Origin of the sequence: Roseateles sp. PN1 (assembly GCF_038419725.1) — a bacterium.
Lineage (GTDB): Bacteria > Pseudomonadota > Gammaproteobacteria > Burkholderiales > Burkholderiaceae_C > Paucibacter_A.
The window spans coordinates 167,781-187,801 of sequence record NZ_JBCARA010000006.1 but is presented as its reverse complement, the minus strand read 5'-3'; the positions used below and the strand labels follow the sequence as shown (position 1 = coordinate 187,801).

At 64.7% G+C, this 20,021-nt stretch carries 14 protein-coding genes; 13 read left to right on the top strand and 1 reads right to left on the bottom strand.

Translation table 11 applies throughout. From position 1 onward, the window contains the following. Positions 1-68: 68 nt before the first annotated feature. From gspL to AABB87_RS11660, 11 genes are all read left to right on the top strand, one after another. Entirely contained in the window at positions 69-1,340 is a 1,272-nt protein-coding gene (gene gspL, locus AABB87_RS11710) for a type II secretion system protein GspL (RefSeq protein ID WP_341971414.1), read from the top strand. Then, on the top strand, positions 1,337-1,861 hold the full coding sequence (gene gspM / locus AABB87_RS11705; RefSeq protein WP_341971413.1) for a type II secretion system protein GspM: 525 nt from the start codon (positions 1,337-1,339) through the stop codon (positions 1,859-1,861). The genes gspL and gspM overlap by 4 nt, the downstream gene beginning before the upstream one ends. Continuing rightward, complete coding sequence (locus tag AABB87_RS11700) at positions 1,858-2,802, top strand: type II secretion system protein N (protein ID WP_341971412.1); 945 nt, start codon at positions 1,858-1,860, stop codon at positions 2,800-2,802. The genes gspM and AABB87_RS11700 overlap by 4 nt, the downstream gene beginning before the upstream one ends. Positions 2,803-2,804: 2 nt before the next feature. Then, a complete protein-coding gene (gene gspD, locus AABB87_RS11695) occupies positions 2,805-5,072 on the top strand; it encodes a type II secretion system secretin GspD (protein ID WP_341971411.1) in 2,268 nt (755 codons plus the stop codon). A 24-nt stretch (positions 5,073-5,096) separates the two neighbouring features. Beyond that, entirely contained in the window at positions 5,097-6,518 is a 1,422-nt protein-coding gene (gene gspE, locus AABB87_RS11690; RefSeq protein ID WP_341971410.1) for a type II secretion system ATPase GspE, read from the top strand. Between the two features lie 31 nt (positions 6,519-6,549). Then, positions 6,550-7,761, top strand: a complete 1,212-nt coding sequence (gspF, locus tag AABB87_RS11685) for a type II secretion system inner membrane protein GspF (protein ID WP_341971409.1) — start codon at positions 6,550-6,552, stop codon at positions 7,759-7,761. A 323-nt stretch (positions 7,762-8,084) separates the two neighbouring features. Then, entirely contained in the window at positions 8,085-8,615 is a 531-nt protein-coding gene (locus tag AABB87_RS11680; RefSeq protein WP_341971408.1) for a PEP-CTERM sorting domain-containing protein, read from the top strand. Between the two features lie 48 nt (positions 8,616-8,663). Further along, a complete protein-coding gene (locus AABB87_RS11675) occupies positions 8,664-10,376 on the top strand; it encodes a hypothetical protein (protein WP_341971407.1) in 1,713 nt (570 codons plus the stop codon). 58 nt (positions 10,377-10,434) lie between these two features. Then, positions 10,435-11,301: a peptidylprolyl isomerase gene (locus tag AABB87_RS11670; RefSeq protein WP_341971406.1), complete on the top strand. Its 867-nt coding sequence runs from the start codon at positions 10,435-10,437 to the stop codon at positions 11,299-11,301. Between the two features lie 67 nt (positions 11,302-11,368). Next, positions 11,369-12,271 carry a 5'-nucleotidase gene (locus tag AABB87_RS11665; protein ID WP_341971405.1) on the top strand — a complete coding sequence of 301 codons (903 nt, stop codon included), beginning with the start codon at positions 11,369-11,371 and terminating at the stop codon, positions 12,269-12,271. A gap of 194 nt (positions 12,272-12,465) precedes the next feature. Further along, the gene (locus tag AABB87_RS11660; protein WP_341971404.1) at positions 12,466-15,861 is read left to right on the top strand and encodes a S41 family peptidase; all 3,396 of its coding nucleotides are present in this window, start codon (positions 12,466-12,468) and stop codon (positions 15,859-15,861) included. 67 nt (positions 15,862-15,928) lie between these two features. Here the strand turns inward: AABB87_RS11660 and tyrS are convergent, their stop codons facing one another. Then, positions 15,929-17,107 carry a tyrosine--tRNA ligase gene (gene tyrS, locus AABB87_RS11655; protein ID WP_445944861.1) on the bottom strand — a complete coding sequence of 393 codons (1,179 nt, stop codon included), beginning with the start codon at positions 17,105-17,107 and terminating at the stop codon, positions 15,929-15,931. A 359-nt stretch (positions 17,108-17,466) separates the two neighbouring features. Here tyrS and AABB87_RS11650 point away from each other — a divergent pair, with 359 nt between their 5' ends. Both AABB87_RS11650 and AABB87_RS11645 read left to right on the top strand, forming a co-directional pair. Beyond that, positions 17,467-18,846 (top strand): M23 family metallopeptidase, encoded by a 1,380-nt coding sequence (locus tag AABB87_RS11650; protein WP_341971402.1) that lies wholly within the window; start codon positions 17,467-17,469, stop codon positions 18,844-18,846. Positions 18,847-18,869: 23 nt separating this feature from the next. Further along, the gene (locus AABB87_RS11645) at positions 18,870-19,979 is read left to right on the top strand and encodes an anhydro-N-acetylmuramic acid kinase (protein ID WP_341971401.1); all 1,110 of its coding nucleotides are present in this window, start codon (positions 18,870-18,872) and stop codon (positions 19,977-19,979) included. Positions 19,980-20,021 lie beyond the last annotated feature (42 nt).

Below are 20,021 nucleotides of genomic sequence, written 5' to 3'. Positions count from 1 at the left end.
AGTCCCAGCACGCTCGGCGTGATTGGCCCGGTCACTGCTGTTTTCGCTGTACCCGTTCATCTGCGCCCATGAGTACTTTGCTTGTTTTCCTTCCGCCCCGCAGCCGCCTGCGAGCCCAAGGCCGCGCGGTTCAGTCCAACGAAGGCCTGGGGCACACGGCAGCAAGCGCGCTCAACCGCGACTATGATTTCCTCTTCTGCGCCGACGGCCGCACGATCAGCACCCAGGGCAGCCAGAGCGCCGCCCAGCTGCCACGCGCCGACCAGGTGATCGTGATCCCCGCCGAGAGCGATGTGGCCTGGCGCCGCGTCACCCTGCCCAAGGCCGGCCGACAAATGCGCACGGCCCTGGCCGGCATGCTGGAAGAAGCGCTGCTGGATGATGCCGAGAGCCTGCACTTCGCCATCGAACCCGAAACCATGGGCGGCGACACCGCCTGGGTGGCCATCAGCTCGCGCAGCTGGTTGGCCCAGCATCTCAGCACGCTCGAAGCGGCCGAGGTTTTTGTGGACCGCATCACGCCCCTGTCCTGGCCCGAAGCGCCACGCGGGCATTTCTACGCCACCGGCACCGAAACCAGCCCGGTGGCCCTGCGCTGGAGCCACCCCGAGGGCGTCAGCAACCTGCCTTTGGAAGGCGGGCTGAGCCGCCAGCTCTTCCCCGCCGCGCTGGTGCAAGCCTCGCAATGGACGGCCGCCCCGGAAGTGGCCGCTGCGGCCGAAGTCTGGCTGGGCACGTCGGTGAGCGTGCTGAGCCCAGCCCAGCGCGCCCTGCGGGTGATTGACAACCCCTGGGACCTGCGCCAGTTCGAACTCGCTCAACGCACCCGCGGCACCCGCGCCCTGCGCCATTTCTACCGTGGCTTGATGCGGCGCGAATGGCGCCCGGTGCGCTGGGGCCTGGCTGGCTTGGTGGCCGTGCAATTGCTGGGGCTGAACCTGGTCGCCTGGCAGCAGCATCAGCAACTGAAAAGCCGGCGCGCCCAGCTCGACAGCGTTTTGATGGAAAGCTTCCCCAAGGTGCGCGCCATTCTTGATGCGCCGGTGCAGATGCAGCGCGAAACCGAGGCCCTGCGCAGCAGCGCGGGCCGCGCCGGTGAACAAGACCTGGAAGCCCTGCTGGGCGCCGCCGCCATGGCTTGGCCGGCCGATCGTGGCCCGGTGGACAGCCTGAGCTTCGAGCCCGGCCGCTTGACGCTGTCGTCCGCCGGCTGGAGCGAGCCACAAATTCAACAATTCAGCAGCCAGCTGCGCAGCGAAGGCTGGCAGCTCGAAGCCAGCGAGGGCAAGCTGGCCCTGAGCCGCAACAAGACCGGCAAGGGCGGAGCTAACAAGACATGAGTATCGAGAGCAATAACAAGGCTCGCCAGCCCGCCTGGCAGCAATCCCTGGCCGGCGTGAAAACCCATTGGGAGCAGCTGGGTGAGCGGGAGCGCACGCTGCTCAAGATCGCCGGTGGCACCCTGGGCCTGCTGCTGCTGTGGCTGGTGGCCGTACAGCCCGCGCTGCGGGTGATTCAGCAAAGCCCGGCACAGCTGGAGGCGGTGGATCTGCAGCTGCAAAACATGCAAGCCTTGGCCACGGAAGCGCGAGAGTTGCGCGCCATCCCGCCCGTGCCCGCAGCCCAAGCGGCGCAAGCCCTACAAGCGGCCAGCGAACATCTGGGCCCCGCCGCCAAGCTGAGCCTGGCCGGCGACCGCGCCGTGCTCAGCGTCAACGGCGTCAGCAACGAGGCCTTGCAGGCCTGGCTGGGCGAGGTGCGCAGCGCCGCCCGTGTGCGCCCGGTGGAAGCGCAGTTGCAGCGTGGGCCCAAAGGCTATACCGGCACCGTGGTGCTGACCCTGAACGGAGCCGGCCAATGAAGCGCCCCTCCGCACTGGCCCGCCTTTTCGGTCGTGGTCTTGGCCGCGGCCGCCAATCGCGCCCGGCCCCGCTGACCCAGTTCAGCGAGGCCCCTTCGCAGTGGCAAGACACCTTGCAGGTCGAACCCGCCAAGCGCGCCCGCAGTGAAGCCAGCCTGCGCTGGAGCGTGGCTGGCGCCCTGCTGGGCCTGAGCGTGGCGCTGATCGTCTTCGCCCCCGCCAGCTGGCTGGCGCGTGGCGTGGCCAGCGCCAGCAATGGCCATTTATTGATCACCGACACCCGCGGCAGCATCTGGCATGGCAGCGGCGTGCTGGTGCTGACCGGCGGCGAAGGCAGCCGCGACGCCAGCCAATTGCCCGGCCGCCTGAGCTGGGATATGAGCATCAAGGGCTGGGCGCTGGCCCTCCAAGCCCGGCAAGACTGCTGCATCAACGGCGACCTTCAACTGCAACTGCGCCCCGGCTGGGGTCGCTTTGAAGTGGCGGTGAGCAGCCGCGCCGACTGGCTGGCCCGCTGGCCCGCCGGCTGGCTGGCTGGCCTGGGCACGCCTTGGAACACCTTGCGTCTGGGTGGTTCGATGCGCATGTCCACCCGCGACTTCCGCCTGGAATGGGTGCAAGGGCGCTGGCGCCAGTTTGGCCAGTTAGACCTCGATTTGCTCAATGTGTCTTCGCGCGTTTCCACCCTGGCGCCGCTGGGCAGCTACCGCTTCAGCATCCTGGCCGATGACAAAGACGCCAGCCAGGCCGGCATCAGCGAATTGCGCCTGAGCACGCTGGACGGCGCGCTGATCCTGAATGGCCAAGGCACTGTCAACCTGGGCAAGCTGCGCTTCCGGCTTGAAGCCAGCGCCGCGCCGGGCCGCGAGGGCGCCCTGAACAATCTGCTGAACATCATCGGCCGCCGCCAAGGCGAGCGCTCCGTATTTTCGATTGGATGACCATGAATAAGAAACGTCACACAAGTCGTTCGCCGCAGCGCGCCGGTTTGTCGCTGCTGGCTTTGTCGATCTTGGCCGGCCCGACGCTGGCGCAGACGGCCGACGGCAATATCAGCCAATCCCCCGCCGCTCGCATCCACAGCCCGGCACTGAAGTCACGCACCCCCGTCACGCTCAACTTCGTCAATGCCGATCTAGAGGCGGTGACCCGCGCCATGGGCGTGATGCTGGATCGCCAATTCATCATCGACCCGCGCGTCAAAGGCCAGATCACGGTCTATAGCGAGCAGCCGGTGAGCGTGCGCGAGGCCTATCTCAACTATCTGGCCGCGCTGCGCGGCCTGGGTTTCACGGTGGTGGAAAACTCCGGCCTGCTCAAGGTGGTGCCCGAGGCGGACGCCAAGCTACAAGCCGGCTCGGTGGCCATTGGCGGCAATAGCGCGGTGCGCGGCGACCAGATCATCACGCAGATCTTCAAGCTCAATCACGAGAACGCCAACAATCTGGTGGCCGTGCTGCGCCCGCTGATCAGCCCCAACAACACCATCAATGCCAACCCGGGCAATAACAGCCTGGTGATCACCGACTACGCCGAGAACCTGCAGCGCCTGGGCCGCATCATCGCGACTATGGACACGCCCGGCAGCACCGATCTGGAAGTGGTGCCGCTCAAGCATGCGATTGCTTCGGACATCGCCGCGCTGGTGCAAAAGCTGGCCGATGGCGGCGCGGCCGCCGTGCCCGGTCAAGCCAGCAGCAGCATGAGCGTGCTGGCCGACCCGCGCAGCAATGCGCTGATTCTGCGCGCCGCCAACCCGGCCCGCCTGGCCACCATGCGCAGCATGATCGAGAAGCTCGACCAACCCGGCGCCGACAGCAACAACCCCGGCGGCAATATCCGCGTGGTCTACCTGAAGAACGCCGATGCCGCCAAGCTGGCCACCGTGCTGCGCGCGGCCTTTGCCTCGGGCGGTTCCGCCGGCGGTGGCAGCACGGGCAGCAGCGCTGGCGGCAGCAGTAGCAGCAACTCGCTGGGCAATAGCCTGGGCAGCTCGCCGCTGAGTGGTGCCAGCCAGAACAACAGCAGCAGCGGCGGCACCTCGGCCGCCAGCACCACCCCGGTGGCGGCCTCACAAACGCCCTCAACCGGCGGCTTTGTGCAGGCCGATCCGGCCACCAACTCGCTCATCATCACCGCGCCTGAGCCGCTGTATCGCCAGATCCGCGGCGTGATCGACCAGCTGGATGTGCGCCGTGCCCAGATCTATGTGGAGACCATGATCGTCAAGGTCGACGCCAGCAAGGCCGCGCAGTTCGGCGTGCAATGGCAGAACCTGTTCGGCAATAAAGGCGACGCCAATATCCCCGGCATCGGCACCAATTACGGCTCTGGCCTCGGCAATATCATCAACGGCAGTTTGGCCGTGGCCGGCGGCACCAGCGGTGTGGCCACCGCCCTGGCCTCGGCCGCCGCGCCCCAGGGCCTGAACATCGGCGTGCTGAAGAATCTGGGCGGCCGCTACACCCTGGGCGCCATCGCCAACTTCCTCGAATCGCAGACCGGCGGCAACATTCTCTCCACCCCCAATTTGGTGGCGCTGGACAACGAAGAAGCCAAGATCGTGATCGGCCAGAACGTGCCGTTTGTGACCGGCAGCTATTCCAACACCGGCAACAGCGGCTCCTCGGTCAGCCCCTTCCAAACCATCGAACGCAAGGACGTTGGCCTGACCCTGCGCATCCGCAGCCAGATCGGCGAAGGCGGCACGGTGCGCATGATCATTTACCAAGAAAACTCCTCGGTGGTGCAAGCACTTGCCAGCAGCGCCGGCCCGACCACCGACAAATCCTCGGTAGAAACCACCGTCGCGGTGGACGATGGCCAGATCATCGTGCTGGGCGGCTTGATGAAGGACGAGTACAGCGACGGCCAAGACGGCGTTCCCGGCCTGGCCAACATCCCCTGGATCGGCGGCCTGTTCAAGAGCGAGAACCGCAAGCGGGTCAAGACCAATATGATGGTTTTCCTGCGCCCGGTGGTGATGCGCGGCCAGGTCTCGGCCGACCAACTGACGCTGGATCGCTACGAGTCCATCCGCTCGCTGCAGCAGAACGCCCAGCCCGGCCCCAGCGTGGTCTTGCCCAATACTGGCGCGCCGGTGCTGCCGGCCAGCCCGGCCACGCCTGCCGGCGGCCAGAGCCTTGACCCCAGAGCCTTGTTGATCGCGCCCGTGACTGTGCCGGTGCAACAACCGCAGCAACAGCAATAACTCCTGCCCGACGAGCCCCACGCTATGGCCACCCGCCACCCCCTGCCCTACGCCTTTGCCAAGGCCAACACCGTCTTGCTGGAAGACGACGGTGCCTCGCTCGTCCTGTGGGCGCCCGCCGAAGTCAGCCTGGCCAGCCTGGCCGAGGTGCAGCGCCTCTACCAGATCGACCGCTTTGAAAAGGAAGCGGCCGGCAGCCTGGCCGAGCGCATCAACGCGGCCTATGCGGGCAGCGAGTCCAGCGCGGCGGTGGTGATCGGCGAAGTGGAAAGCGCGGTGGACCTCTCGCGCATGATGCAAGACCTGCCCGCGGTGGAAGATCTGCTGGAAGCCGCCAACGACGCGCCCATCATCCGCATGCTCAATGCGCTGCTGACGCAAGCCGCCAAGGACGGCGCCAGCGACATCCACATCGAGCCCTACGAGCGTGCCAGCTCGGTGCGCTTTCGCGTTGACGGCACCCTGCGCGAGGTGGTGCAGCCCAACCGTGGCCTGCATGCCGCGTTGATCTCCCGCCTGAAGATCATGGCTGAGCTGGACATTGCCGAGAAGCGCCTGCCGCAAGACGGCCGCATCAGTCTGCGCATCGGTGGCCGCGCCATCGATGTGCGCGTCTCCACCCTGCCCTCGGCGCATGGCGAGCGTGCCGTGCTGCGTTTGCTGGACAAGACCGAATCCAAGTTCACCTTGGAAGGTTTGGGCATGAGCGGCGATGTGCTCAGTGCCTTCAAGAAACTGGTGCAGCAGCCGCACGGCATCGTGCTGGTCACCGGCCCGACCGGTTCGGGCAAGACCACCAGCCTCTACGCCTCACTGCAAACCGTGGACACCAGCACCACCAATGTGCTGACGGTGGAAGACCCGATCGAGTACGAACTGTCCGGCGTCGGCCAGACCCAGGTGAACGCCAAGATTGAGCTGACATTCGCCAAGGCCTTGCGCGCCATCCTGCGCCAGGACCCGGACGTCATCATGATCGGCGAAATCCGCGATTACGAGACCGCGCAAATCGCCATCCAGGCCTCGCTGACCGGCCACTTGGTGCTGGCCACCTTGCACACCAACGACGCGCCTAGCGCCGTGACCCGACTGACCGATATGGGCGTTGAGCCCTTCTTGCTCAGCTCCAGCTTGCTGGGCGTGCTGGCCCAGCGCCTGGTGCGTAAACTCTGCCCGGTGTGCAAACGCCAGGACGAACATGGCCGCTACCACCCCGTGGGCTGCGATGCCTGCTCGCGCACCGGCTACAAGGGCCGCACCGGCGTTTACGAATTGATGGTGGCCGACGACCATGTGCGCAGCCTGATTCACCAGCATGCCGCCGAAAGCGACTTGCTCGAAGCGGCCCAGAAGGCCGGCCTGCGCAGCATGCGCGAGGACGGTGCCCGTCTGATCGAACAAGGCATCACCTCGGAAGAAGAAGTGCTGCGGGTCACCCGCGACTGAGCGCCGGCACGCCCACGCCCACGCCACCACCATGCCCGCCTACAAATACGAAGCCCTCAACGCCGCCGGCCGCAACAGCAACGGCCTTGTCGAGGCCGACAACCCGCGTGCCGCGCGCGCCCAGCTGCGCGGGCTCAATCTGGTGCCGCTGTCCATCACGCCGGTGCAGCAGCATGGCCAAAGCGGCGGCAGCCGCTTCACCCGCCGTATCTTCAGCCCAACGGCCCTGGCAGTGTGGACACGGCAGTTGGCCGGCCTTGTCGGCTCGGGCCTGCCGCTGGAGCGGGCGCTGACGGCACTGGCCGATGAGAGCGAAGACGCCAAGCAGCGCGAACTGCTCTCGCAGCTCAAGGCCGAAGTCAATGCCGGCTCGCCCTTTGCCCGCGCCTTGGCCAGCGCACCGCGCGAGTTCGACGAGGTGTTTCGCGGCGTGGTGGCTGCCGGCGAACAAAGCGGTGCCCTCGGACCGGTGCTGGAAAAGCTGGCCGATGATCTGGAAGAACGCCAAGATCTGAAGGGCAAGCTGGTCGGCGCCATGGCCTACCCGGCCATCGTCTCGCTGATCTCGGTCTTCATCGTGATCTTTCTGGTGACTTATGTGGTGCCGCAAATCGCCACCGTGTTCACCAGCTCCAAACGCGCCCTGCCCGCCATCACCGTGGCCATGCTGGCCATCAGCGCCTTTGTGCGCAGCTGGGGCTGGCTGATGTTGCTAACGCTGATCGCCGGCGGCTTCGGCCTGGGTACGGCACTGCAGCGCCCGGCCTTTCGCATCCGTTTTGATTCCGCAATGCTGGGCCTGCCCATCATCGGCCGACTGACGCGCGGCTATAACGCAGCGCGCTTCGCTGGCACGCTGGCCATGCTGGCCGGCTCAGGCGTACCCATCTTGAAGGCCTTGCAAGCGGCCGCCGAAACACTCTCCAACCACGCCATGCGTGCCGACGCGCTCGACGCCCTGGTGCAGGTGCGTGAAGGCGCGCCCTTGGGCTCAGCCCTGGCCGGCAAGAAGCGATTCCCCGGCATCCTGGCCATGTTCGCCCGCCTGGGCGAGCAGACCGGCCAGCTGCCACAGATGCTGGAACGGGCCGCGCGCCAGCTCAGCGTTGAGGTGCAGCGCCGCTCCATGGCCGCCGCCACCTTGCTGGAGCCGCTGCTGATCGTGGCCATGGGTGCCATCGTGTTGATGATTGTGCTGGCCGTGCTGCTGCCCATCATCCAGCTCAATACCTGGGTGAAGTGAGGCCGGGGGGTCAGGTCTTGCTTGGCCGGAAAAGGCAATACTGACTAGCACGGCGCTAGAAATCCCTCAAGAGTCATCGAGGGTAAATACCACCCCGCGAATTCGGGAGAGGGTTCGCAGCTCGCACAAATTTGCAGGGCTGTGGCACATTCGTATCGCATGAGGCCGCTGATTTGCGCTTCATGCCTTGCCAAGGAGTGCCCATGTACCGCTCTGCTTTTCGTACAGGCCTAGTGGCCGCAGCCGTTTGCCTAGCGACCTTTTCAGCGCACAGCTCGATTGTTCTCAACAACGGTCTCCCCGATCAAATTTGGGGCACCAATATGAGTGAACAACTGGTGGCCGAGAACTTCACCCTCAGCGGCGCCACCAATGTCACCGGCATCCGCTTGTGGAGTATTCAAGACACGGCCGCCGCCTATCGAGGCAGCATCTACTGGGCCATTTACAGCGATTTGGGCGGCATTCCCGATGCCGTGCTGAGCGGCGGGACGAGCAGCATCGTCAGTGAAGTCGCCACCGGCAACAGCACTGGTTTCGGCTATGCCGAATACGAAATCAATATTGCCGCCAGCTTCAACCTCGCCGCCGGCAATTACTGGCTGGCCCTGCATAACGGCGACTTGAGCGACAACAGCAGCGCCGAAATGCTGTGGAGCACCACCGGCGGCGGCAGCGCCGATGGCCGCTACCTGGACAGCACTTTTGGCTGGGTTCAGTCCGGCAATGAGCAGGCCTTTCAACTCGACGGAACTCCGGGCGGAGGGGGCGGCACGATACCCGAGCCATCAACACTGGCCTTGATGTCACTGGCCCTGCTGGCCGCCACCAGGGCACGTCAGCGCTCAAACTGAACACGCCGGAATCACCTGGGACTGCACTCAATCCACCGGGAGCACGCCATGCGCCGAATTGTTTTGCTCAGCTTGTTTAGCGGCAGCGCCGCCATGGCCCAAGTTTCCGGGCCGCTCGTTTCCCCTCCCACCCATTTCAACCGCTCTGATCATGTCGAGCAAATGGCTAGATCCGCTCAGGTGAGCGCTTTTGCGGTGCGCGAGTTCCGGCCCAATCGCAATCACCAGGTGGACAAGGCTTTGCTGGTGGCTGAAGCCGCCCGCAATGCCGGGAATGCAGGGAGTGCGGGCAATGCCAGCACCAGCAGCCGCAGCCTGAATGCCTTGGTGGCCACGCCGACCAGCAACGCATACAACCAGACCGCCACCTACCAACCTCTGGGTGCCGTCATGGGCGCCAACTTCGAGGCACTGGGGCTGGGCACGCCGGGCTATGCCATCTCCGGCGCACCTCCCGACACCACCCTGGCGGTCAGCCCGACGCAGATCGTGCAGTGGGTCAACTCACAGTTCGCTGTCTACAACAAAGCAGGTGTGCCGCAATTGCCCGCGCCTGGATTTTTGTCCGGCAACACCATCTGGGCAGCACTTGGCCCAACAAGCTTGTGCGCCAGCACCAATCGCGGTGACCCCATCGTTCAATACGACCGGCTGGCCGGACGCTGGATCCTGTCGCAATTTGCCTTCACATCCAATTTCAGCAACAACGCCCAGTGCATTGCGGTCTCTACGACCAACAATGCCATGGGTAGCTACAACCTCTACGAATACAACTTCGGAACCAATTTGCCGGACTACGGCAAGCTCGGTGTCTGGCCCGACGCCTACTACCTCACCTACAACATGTTCAACCAGGGCCAGAACTACTCCGGTGGGCGCGCCTGTGCCTACGACCGGGCGGCCATGCTGGCCGGCACACCAGCCCCCAGCCAAATCTGTTTCAACAACACCAGCCGCTTCAGCTTCCTGCCCGCAGACCTCGACGGCACCACGCTGCCGCCTGCGGGCACACCCAATGTGCATATCTCTTGGAACTGGGCGTTTCTGGCCGCACCGCCCTACACCATGCAGCTGACCAAGTTCGTACCGAACTTCGCCAACCCCGCATCGTCCACCTTCGATGACGGCTTTGGTGGCGCACCTTTCAGCTTTGTATCCGTGCCGCTCGACGCGGCCACCGTGGCGGCCTGCAACGACAGCGGCAGCAACTGCGTGCCCCAGCTTGGCACCAACAACCGGCTCGACACCCTGGGCGACCGGCAGATGTACCGATTGGTGTATCGAAACTTCGGCAGCTATGACGCCCTTTTGGTTACGCAATCGGTGGATGCGCAGCCCGGCAGCACCGCCAATTTGCGCTGGTGGGAAATTCGCCAGCCCAGCGCCAACCCGCCCGGGGTCTACCAGAACAGCAACTTCGTTCCCAATACCGATGCGCGCTGGATGGGCTCGGCCGCTTTTGACAAGCTGGGCAATATCGGCATCGGCTACTCAGCCTCATCTGCGGCCATGAATCCCGCCATCAAAGTGAGTGGCCGGCGCAAGACCGACCCCAAGAACATGCTGCGCACCGAGGTCTTGGTGCAGGCCGGTGGCGGTAGCCAGACCGGCACGCTGACCCGCTGGGGCGACTATTCCACCATGCAGATTGACCCCGCCGATGAATGCACCTTCTGGTACACGACCCAGTACATCGGCAGCAATGGCACCTTCAACTGGCGTACCCGCATTGCCTCATTCAGATTCCCCAACTGCACTTGAGCCCGCCGCAACTCACCTCGCAGCAGCGCCATCGTCAACTAGATTTCTGGGAGCCCTCATGACGCAAAGCCTCGCGTTGAATTTGACCTTGCTCGCCGCCCTGTCTGGCTTCGCAGCTCAGGCGGCGCATGCCCAAACCGCCAACGCAGTCGCAGATAGTGCGGTCGTGATCACCGCCAAAGGCCTGAGCATCACCAAAGCTGATTTTGAGCAAATGCTGGCCGGCGACCCCCGCTTGGCCATGGCGCGCGAACAAAGCAGTGCCAAAGCGGCCTTGGGGACGGACTTTGGCCGGGCCTTCGCACTGGAAGCAGAAGCACGCCGCCGTCAACTGGACCAGCTGCCGTCGGTTCAACTGAAGGTTCGGGCCTATACCCAGCAGGTCTTGGCCAATGAGCTACTGCTGAGCCTGCGCAAAGAGTATTTGAAGGACGACGCCCTGCTCGCCAAGACCTATGCCAACGAGCAAGATCGCTTCGCGCAGCCGCGGGTCCGGCATATCCTGGTGCGCATGCACGGCTCGCAGGTGGCACTGCGCAAGGGCATGCCCGACCTGAGCGCGACACAGGCACGCGCCAAGGCCGAAGGCTTGCTGAGCCGCCTGAATCAAGGCGCTGACTTCGCCAAGCTCGCCAAAAGCGAATCCGATGACTTAGGCTCGAACGACAAGGGTGGCGACATTGGCTTTGTTCCCAAGGGTGCCAGCTCCGCCAACTTCGAGGCGGCCGCCTACAGCCTGCCAATTGGACAGCTGAGCAAGCTGGTTCAAACCGAGTATGGCTTTCACATCTTGCGGGTTGAGGAGCGCAAGTCGCTGCCACTGGACACCGTCAAACCCATGATCGCCAATGAGTTGGCGCACCGCGATTTGGACAACATCATTCGCGACGGCTACACGCTCAATACCGCGTACTTTGGCAATTAGGGCTGCTTGCCTGACGTGTCGGCAGGGCTGAGACAATCAGTCCACGCCCACCACGCCAAAGCCGCTCATGCCTGCCACCCTTGAAGGGCAACTTGTCGTTGCCATTTCCTCCCGCGCCCTGTTCGACTTCGAAGCCGAGAACGAACTCTTCGAAGCCGGCGATGACCGCGCCTATATGGCGCTGCAACAGCAGCGGCTGGATCAACCGGCCAAGCCGGGCGTGGCGTTCTCGCTGGTGCAAAAGCTGCTGGCCTTCAATCAGCATGACCCGCTGCAACCGCAGGTCGAAGTGGTGGTGCTGTCGCGCAATGACCCGATCTCGGGCATGCGGGTGTTCCGCTCGGCCGCGCATTACGGCCTGCCGATTCAGCGCGGCGTGTTCACCCGCGGTGAATCGCCTTGGCGCTATCTGCGGCCTTTGAAGGCGCATCTCTTCTTGTCGGTCAATGAGGCCGATGTGCGCGCCGCGCTGAATGCCGGCGTGGCCGCCGCCCGAGTGTTCCCGCAGTCCACCCACGCCACCACCACCCACCCCGACGAGGTGCGCATTGCCTTCGACGGCGACGCGGTGCTGTTCTCCGACGAAGCCGAGCAGGTGTTTCAAAACCAGGGCTTGTCGGCCTTTCAGTCGCATGAAATCCAGCATGCCAACCGCCCCTTGCCCGCCGGCCCCTTCAAGCCGGTGCTGGAGGCCTTGCAGCGCCTGCAGCAAGCGCCCGGCAGTGGCATGCGATTGCGCACCGCCCTGGTGACTGCCCGCAGCGCGCCGGCGCATGAGCGCGCGATTCGCACCCTGATGGATTGGCAGATCGAGGTCGACGAGGCCATGTTCCTCGGCGGCCTGGCCAAGGGCGAGTTCCTGCGCGAGTTCGAGCCCGATTTCTTCTTCGACGACCAGGCCGGCCACATCGCCAGCGCCGCCGCGCATGTGCCCTCCGGCCATGTAGCGGCAGGCATCGCCAACCTCTGACTGCGCGACTGTCGCCCAAACGCACACTTTCAAGCCGCGCCGGCGCGTCTGGCTAGGGTTTGCATCGAGATGGGGTCCGCCGAAGGCAGCGAGGGCCGTTGGACAATGCAGGGTTTGGCTCGCGCCAGTTCGTAATTCCGTCACAGGCGCCATCACGCCCTCGCTCTCCCCGCTTTCCCACAAGGATTCCGCAGATGCATCCCGCCCCCACCCTCAAAGCCATTTCCTTGGCCGCACTGCTTTGTGCCGGCCTGCCCGCCTTGGCGCAGCCCGTGTCGCCCACGAGCACAGGCATCGGCTTCTATCGACAACCCGCCGTGCAAGGTCAGCAAGTGGTGCTGGTGGCCGAAGGGGATTTGTGGCGGGTGGGCCTGAACGGCGGCCGCGCTGAGCGGCTGACCACCCATGGCGGCCAGGAAACCCAGCCAGCCATTTCTGCTGACGGGCAATGGCTGGCTTTTGTGGGCCAGTACGACGGCCCGGGCGATGTCTACCTGATGCCCATGCAAGGCGGCGTGCCCAAGCGCCTGAGCTGGGACGGCGCGGCTGTGCGCGTCTGGGGCTTCAGCGCCCAGGGCGAGATTTTGTACACCGGCCCCTCGCAAGCCGGCCAGCCGATCACGCAGCTCTACGCCATCGACCCCAAGACCCTGCAGCGCCGCGCCTTGCCGGTCGGCCAGGCCAGTGATGGCGCGCTCAGCGCCGATGGCAAGACGCTCTACTTCACCCGCAACGGCCTGCGCGGCGACAACGCCCGCCAGTACCGCGGCGGCGCCATCGCCCGCCTGTGGGTGATGGATTTGAGCAGCCAGACAGAAGCTCGCCCCCTGCTGCCCGAAGGCGCCAACGACCGCCGCCCCATGGCTTACAAGGCCAGCGATGGCCGCGAGCGCATCGCCTTTTTGTCTGACCGCGACGGCACGGTGAATTTGTGGTCGGTGGACGGCCAGGGTCAGGACTTGCGCCAGCACAGCAACTTCAAGGGCTGGGACATCCGCCACGCCTCGATCAGCGAAGGCCGCGCCGTGCTGGCCGTCGGCGCCGATCTGTTCAGCCTGGACCTGAATGCGGCAGCCGCCGCCAGCCAAGGCAGCAAGCTCGCGATTCAGTTGAGCGGCGACTTTGAGCAGCAGCGCGAGCGTTGGATCAAAAAGCCGCAAGACTTTTTGACCCACACCACCCTGGCGCCCAATGGCGAGCGCGTGCTGCTGGCCAGCCGCGGCCACCTGGCCACGCAAGGTGTTGGCAGCTTGCGCCGCGCCGAGTTCTTGCAGCCGACGGACGGCCGCTGCCGCACGGGCGAGTTCAGCGCAGACAGCGCCCAAGTCTTCGCCCTGTGCGACTTCAGCGGCGAACGCGAGATCTGGCGCTTTGCCGCCAATGGCCTGAGCAAACCCGAGCAGATCAGCCACGACGCCAAGGCCATGCGCACCGGCCTGCTGCCCTCACCCGATGGCCGCAGCCTGGCGCATACCGACAAGGAAGGCCGTTTGTTCCTGACGGATCTCAACGACTTGAAGGCCGGCAAGGGCAACGCGGCCACCAAGCTGATTGCGCACGACAAGCTGGACGGCTCAATCGACAGCCTGGCCTGGTCGCCCGACGGTCAGGCACTGGCCTTCACCTTGGCGCTGCGCAATGGCAACCGCTCGCAGCTGATGCTCTACAGCCTCAAGGACGGCAGCAGCCATCAGCTCAGCAGCGACCGCTACGACAGCGATTCGCCCGCCTTCACACCCGACGGCAAATGGCTTTACTTCGCTTCGCGCCGCCACTTTGCCGTCAGCAATAGCAGCGGCCCTTGGGGCGACCGCAATATGGGCCCCTACTTCGACCGCCGCACCAAGCTCTACGCCCTGGCCTTGCAGCCCGAGCTGCGCTTCCCCTTTGCGGCAAAGGATGAGCTCAGCCCGGCCGAGGCCAAGGCTGACGCGAAGGCTGATAGCAAAGCAGACGGCAAGCCGGATGCCAAGTCGGACGCAAAAGCCGACAGCAAGGCCAAGCCCGCCCTGCCCGCCATTCAGTTCGCGGGCTTGAAAGAGCGCCTGTTCGAGGTGCCCCTGCCCGCCGGCAACTACAGCAAGCTGAGTGCCGATGCCAAGCGCCTGTGGTTCCTTGACAGCGAAGGCAGTGGCGCCGAGCGCAAGCTCAGCCTGAAAGCCCTGCCCATCGCCAACCTGGGCGAGAACGTCGAGACCGTTTCCGCCGATATGCGCAGTTATGCGCTCAGCGCCGATGGCAAGAAGCTGATGTTGGTGCGCGCACCCAAGCCCGAGGCCACACCGGAAATTTTGCTGGTCGATGCGGCGCCCAAATTGCCGGCCGAGCTGCCCAAGTTCCAGGTCCGCTGGTCCGACTGGCAGATCGCTACCGAGCCCAAGCAAGAATGGCGGCAGATGTTTGCCGATGCCTGGCGCATGCACCGCGACTACTTCTACGACAAGGGCATGCACGGCGTGGACTGGCAGGCCACGCGGGCCAAGTACGAGCCCCTGGTGGCGCGCGTGACGGATCGCGCCGAGCTCAGCGAGCTGATGGGCCAGATGTCCAGCGAGTTGGGCGCCCTGCACAGCCAAGTCGGCAGCCCGGACCTGCGCAGCGGGCCAGAGGTACCAGGTCTTGCCGGCCTGGGCGCCGTGTTCTCTCGCAGCGACAAAGGCTTGCGCATCGAGAAAATCTACCGCAGCGACCCCGAACTGCCCAGCGAGCAAGCGCCGCTGGCCCAAGCCAGCCTGGGCCTCAAGGTGGGTGATGTGATCACCGCGGTGAACGGCCGCCCGGCCGCCGGCGTGGCGCACATCGCCGAACTGCTGCGCGGCCAAGCCGGCAAGCAAGTGCTGCTGCAGGTGCTCAGCGCCGAGGGCAAAACGCTGCAACGCATCGTCACCCCGGTGGAGGGCGGGCGCGAAACCCAGTTGCGCTACAACGACTGGCGCTTCAGCCGCGCACAGGCCGTGGCCGCCGCCTCGGGTGGCCGCATCGGCTATCTGCATTTGCGCGCCATGGGCAGCAATGACATTGCCGACTTTGTGCGCGAGTTCTACGCCCAGACCGATCGCGAAGGCCTGATCATCGACGTGCGCTTCAACGGCGGCGGCAATATCGACAGCTGGATTCTCGAAAAGCTGCTGCGCCGCGCCTGGGCCTTCTGGCAGCGCCGCGCGCCCGAAGGTTCGCCCACCTACCCGAATATGCAGGAAGCCTTCCAGGGACAGGTGGCCGTGCTGATGAATGAGGAAACTTACTCCGACGGCGAAACCTTCTCCGAAGGCTTCAAACGCCTGGGCCTGGGTGCCACCATCGGCAAGACCACCTCGGGTGCCGGTGTCTGGCTGTCAGACCAGAACCGCTTGCTGGACAACGGCATCATGCGTGCCGCTGAGACCGGCCAAATCACGGCGGATGGCAAGTTCCTGATCGAGGGCATTGGCGTCAAGCCGGAGTTCGAGGTGGACAACCCACCACGCGCCACTTTCCTGGGTGGCGACGCGCAACTGGACAAGGCCATTGAACTGCTCAAGAAAGCCATGGCCGATAAGCCTAAGCTGCAGGTCAAGCCCGGCGACTACCCGCGCCCAGTGAAGCCCTGAGTTGGCATGACGCACATGAAAAAGGGAGGCCGCGGCCTCCCTTTTTTGATGCACATGCAAAACAGCTTCAGCTCAGGCTGACGCGCGCAAACTTGCGCTTGCCGACTTGCAGCACAAAGGTGCCGGCCTCGACCTTGAGCCCCTTGTCGCTGATCACCACGCCGTCAATCTTGACTCCGCCCTGCTCCACCATGCGCAGGCCTTCGCCGTTAGACGCCACCAGGCCAGCAGCCTTCAGCAAACCGCCGATGCCCATTGGCGCGCCAGCCAAAGTCAGCTCAGGAATGTCGTCAGGAATGCCACCAGCGGCGCGGTTCTGGAAGTCGGCCTCGGCCGCGTCGGCCGCTTGGACGCTGTGGAATCGTGCGGTGATTTCCTTGGCCAGCATGACCTTGGCATCCTTGGGGTTGCGGCCGCCCTCAACCTCGCGCTTGAGCGCGGCGATTTCATCCATGCTCTTGAAGCTGAGCAAGTTGAACCACTTCCACATCAAGGTGTCGCTGATCGACAAGACCTTGGCGAACATGCTGTTGGGCGCCTCGGTCAAGGCGATGTAGTTGTTCTTGGACTTGCTCATCTTCTCGACGCCGTCCAGACCCTCCAGCAGCGGCATGGTCAAGATGCACTGTGGCTCCTGGCCGTATTCCTGCTGCAGATGGCGGCCCATCAAGAGATTGAACTTCTGGTCGGTGCCACCAAGCTCGATATCGCTCTTCAAGGCCACCGAGTCATAGCCCTGCATCAGCGGGTACAAGAACTCATGCACCGAGATCGGCGTTTGTGCGGCGAAGCGCTTGGTGAAGTCGTCGCGCTCCATCATGCGGGCCACCGTGTATTTGGCCGCCAACTCGATCATGCCGCGCGCGCCTAGCGGGTCGCTCCACTCGGAGTTGTAGCGAATCTCGGTCTTGGCCGGGTCCAGCACCAAGCTGGCTTGGCGGTAGTAAGTCTCGGCATTGGCCTTGATCTGCTCGGCCGTCAGCGGCGGGCGGGTGGCATTGCGGCCGGACGGGTCGCCGATCATGGAGGTGAAGTCGCCGATCAGAAAAATCACCTGATGGCCCAGGTCCTGCAACTGGCGCATCTTGTTTAGCACCACGGTGTGGCCGATGTGGATGTCGGGGGCCGTTGGGTCCAGGCCCAGCTTGATGCGCAAGGGCGTGCCGGTCGCTTCGGAGCGCGCCAATTTCTGCAGCCAGTCTGCCTGCGGCAGCAACTCCTCGCAACCGCGCAGGGAAATGGCCATCGCCTCCTGGACGCGCTCGGTCACCGGATAAGCCGGCTTGGCGGCGGCAACAGGCTTGGGGAGATTTTCTGGAGTTCGCATTTCGGACATAACGGCGGAGGCACCTAGGTAAAGCTGCGGAATTTCGGGTTTTCGTGACATTGACTTCCGGGGCGGGTCGGTATACTCCCCACACCTTGCACGAGCAAGCCCTCTTGTGATGGCTTGTTGCGCGTTTCAGACAATTCTAGTGGACACGGATCGCGAAGCGTTTTGTGCCCACGGGTGGCCAGATTGGCACCGATGCTGCAAAGCTGTGCCGCCCTCACCGGCGCGCAGCGCTGGCATCAGAACAACAAGACCTCGGGAACTTCTCAAGCGTGACTGATAGAACCACTGCGATCAAGAATACGCTGACGAATGTCGAGGCCTTCGCTGCCCGCCCCCCCCGAGCCCTGACCGGCGCGGTCGTCACGCTGCTGACCTCGTTTGCCGTCACCGCCTTCGGCATTGCCCCACTGGCACCGGACGCGCGCGACCTGCCGCAACGCGTCGTGGAAGAAAGTGTCGCCACCGCCGACTTGGACAGCCAACTAGCGGCGCTGGCCGAGCACAACATCGGCCTGTCCCGTAACGAATTGACCCGCAGCAGCGACACCGCCGACAGCCTGCTCAAGCGCATGGGCGCTTTTGATCCGGCCGCCGCCCTGTTCCTGCGCAATGACCCCACCGCCCGCCGACTGCTGCAAGGCCGCGCCGGCAAGATGGTGCAAGTCACGGCTGATGCCGGCGGCACCGTGAAGTCGCTGGTAGCCCGCTTCCCGGCCGAAAGCGCCGAACAGCAAGGCAGCCATTTCAGCCGTTTGACCATCACCCGCCAAGGCGAAAAATTCAGCGCCAAGCTGGAAGCCGCGCCGCTGCAAGCCCAGGTTCGCCTGGCCAGCGGCACCATCCGCAGCTCGCTGTTTGCCGCCACCGACGAATCGCGCATCCCCGACACCGTGGCCTCGCAGATGGCCGAGATGTTCTCGGGCGATATCGACTTCCACCGCGAACTGCAAAAAGGCGACCGCTTCTCCATCGTTTTTGAAAGCCTGACCGCCGACGGCGAGCCAATCAACTGGGACGGCGCCGGCCGCCTGGTGGCCGGTGAGTTCGTCAACAACGGCAAGACCTACAGCTCGGTGCTGTTCCGCGACCAAGTCACGGGCAAAAGCAGCTATTACAGCTTCGACGGCAAGAGCAAAAAGCGCGCCTTCCTGGCCAGCCCGATGGAGTTCTCGCGGGTGACCTCGGGCTTCTCGATGCGCTTCCACCCGATTCTGCAGACCTGGCGCCAGCATCTGGGCACCGACTACGGCGCCCCCACCGGCACACCGGTGCGCGTCGTCGGCGACGGCACGGTTGAATTCGCCGGCTGGCAAAACGGCTTCGGCAACGTGGTGCATGTGCGCCATAGCGGGGACCGCACCACGGTTTACGCCCACCTGAGCCGCATTGACGTCAAAAAGGGTCAGCGCATTGAACAAGGCACACGCCTGGGCGCTGTAGGCGCCACCGGTTGGGCCACCGGCCCGCATCTGCACTTTGAATTCCGCGTCAAGGGCCAGCATCAAGACCCCCGCGTGATCGCTCGTGCCTCCGAGGCACTCACCCTGCCCAATTACGCCCGCGGCCAGTTCCAGCAAATGGTGGCCAGCGTCAAGACACAGCTGAGCGTGGCGCAGACCATGAACGACGGCGCCACCTCTGCCGACTGAGTCAAACGACAGGTTCACGCCGCATGCCTGAGCTGTATATCGGGCTGATGTCCGGCACCTCGCTGGACGGCGTGGATGCCGTGTTGGCGCAATTCGATGCCCCCAGCCAGTCCATCATCCTGCTGGGCCATCTGCATCAGCCTTTTCCCCACGCCTTGCGCGAAGAGTTGCTGAGCCTCAATACGCCAGGCAGCAACGAAATCCACCGCGCGGCCCTGGCCGCCAACGCCGTGGCCCGCAGCTATGCCGATCTGGTGGCGCAACTGCTGGAGCAGACAGGCCACGAGCCCGCCCATATTCGCGCCCTGGGCGCCCACGGCCAAACCGTGCGCCACCGCCCTGGCGCCTTCGACGGCTGCGGCTACACCACGCAATTGCTGAATGGCGCCTTGCTGGCGGAGCAGGCGGGCATTGCCGTCGTCTGCGATTTCCGCAGCCGCGACATCGCCGCTGGCGGCCAAGGCGCCCCCTTGGTGCCAGCCTTTCATCGCGCGGTGTTCGGTCGTAAGGATGCCGACGTGGCCGTGCTCAATCTCGGCGGCATCAGCAATATCAGCCTTTTGCATCAAGATGGCCGCACCCTGGGTTTTGACTGCGGCCCCGCCAACTGCCTGATGGACGCCTGGATCGCCCGCCACCAAGGCCTTGAATTCGATCGTGACGGCGCCTGGGCGGCAGAGGGTCAAGTCTTGCCTGAATTACTGCACACCCTGCTGGCCGAGCCCTTCTTTGCCCTGGCTGCGCCCAAAAGCTCCGGGCGTGACCTGTTCAACCTCGATTGGTTCATGCGCCATTTGTCGGGCCAGGAAGCGCCGCAAGATGTGCAGGCCACGCTGCTGGAATTGAGCGCCAGAACCTGTGCCGAGGCACTGCCCAACTCAGCTGACTCGGTCAAGGAATTGCTGGTGTGCGGCGGCGGCGCGCTGAACGGCGCGTTGATGCACCGTCTGCAAGCCCTGCTACCTCAAGTCAACGTGCTGCGCAGCGACGCGCGCGGCCTGCCCTTGATGCAGGTGGAAGCTGCAGCCTTCGCCTGGCTGGCGATGCGCTTTATTCGAGGCTTGCCTGGCAATCTGCCGGCCGTGACTGGCGCCGCCGGGACGAGGGTGCTGGGGGCGCTGCACCCGGCTTGATTGATATCGCGACCCGCGGCGCGACAAAAGCCAGAAACGACA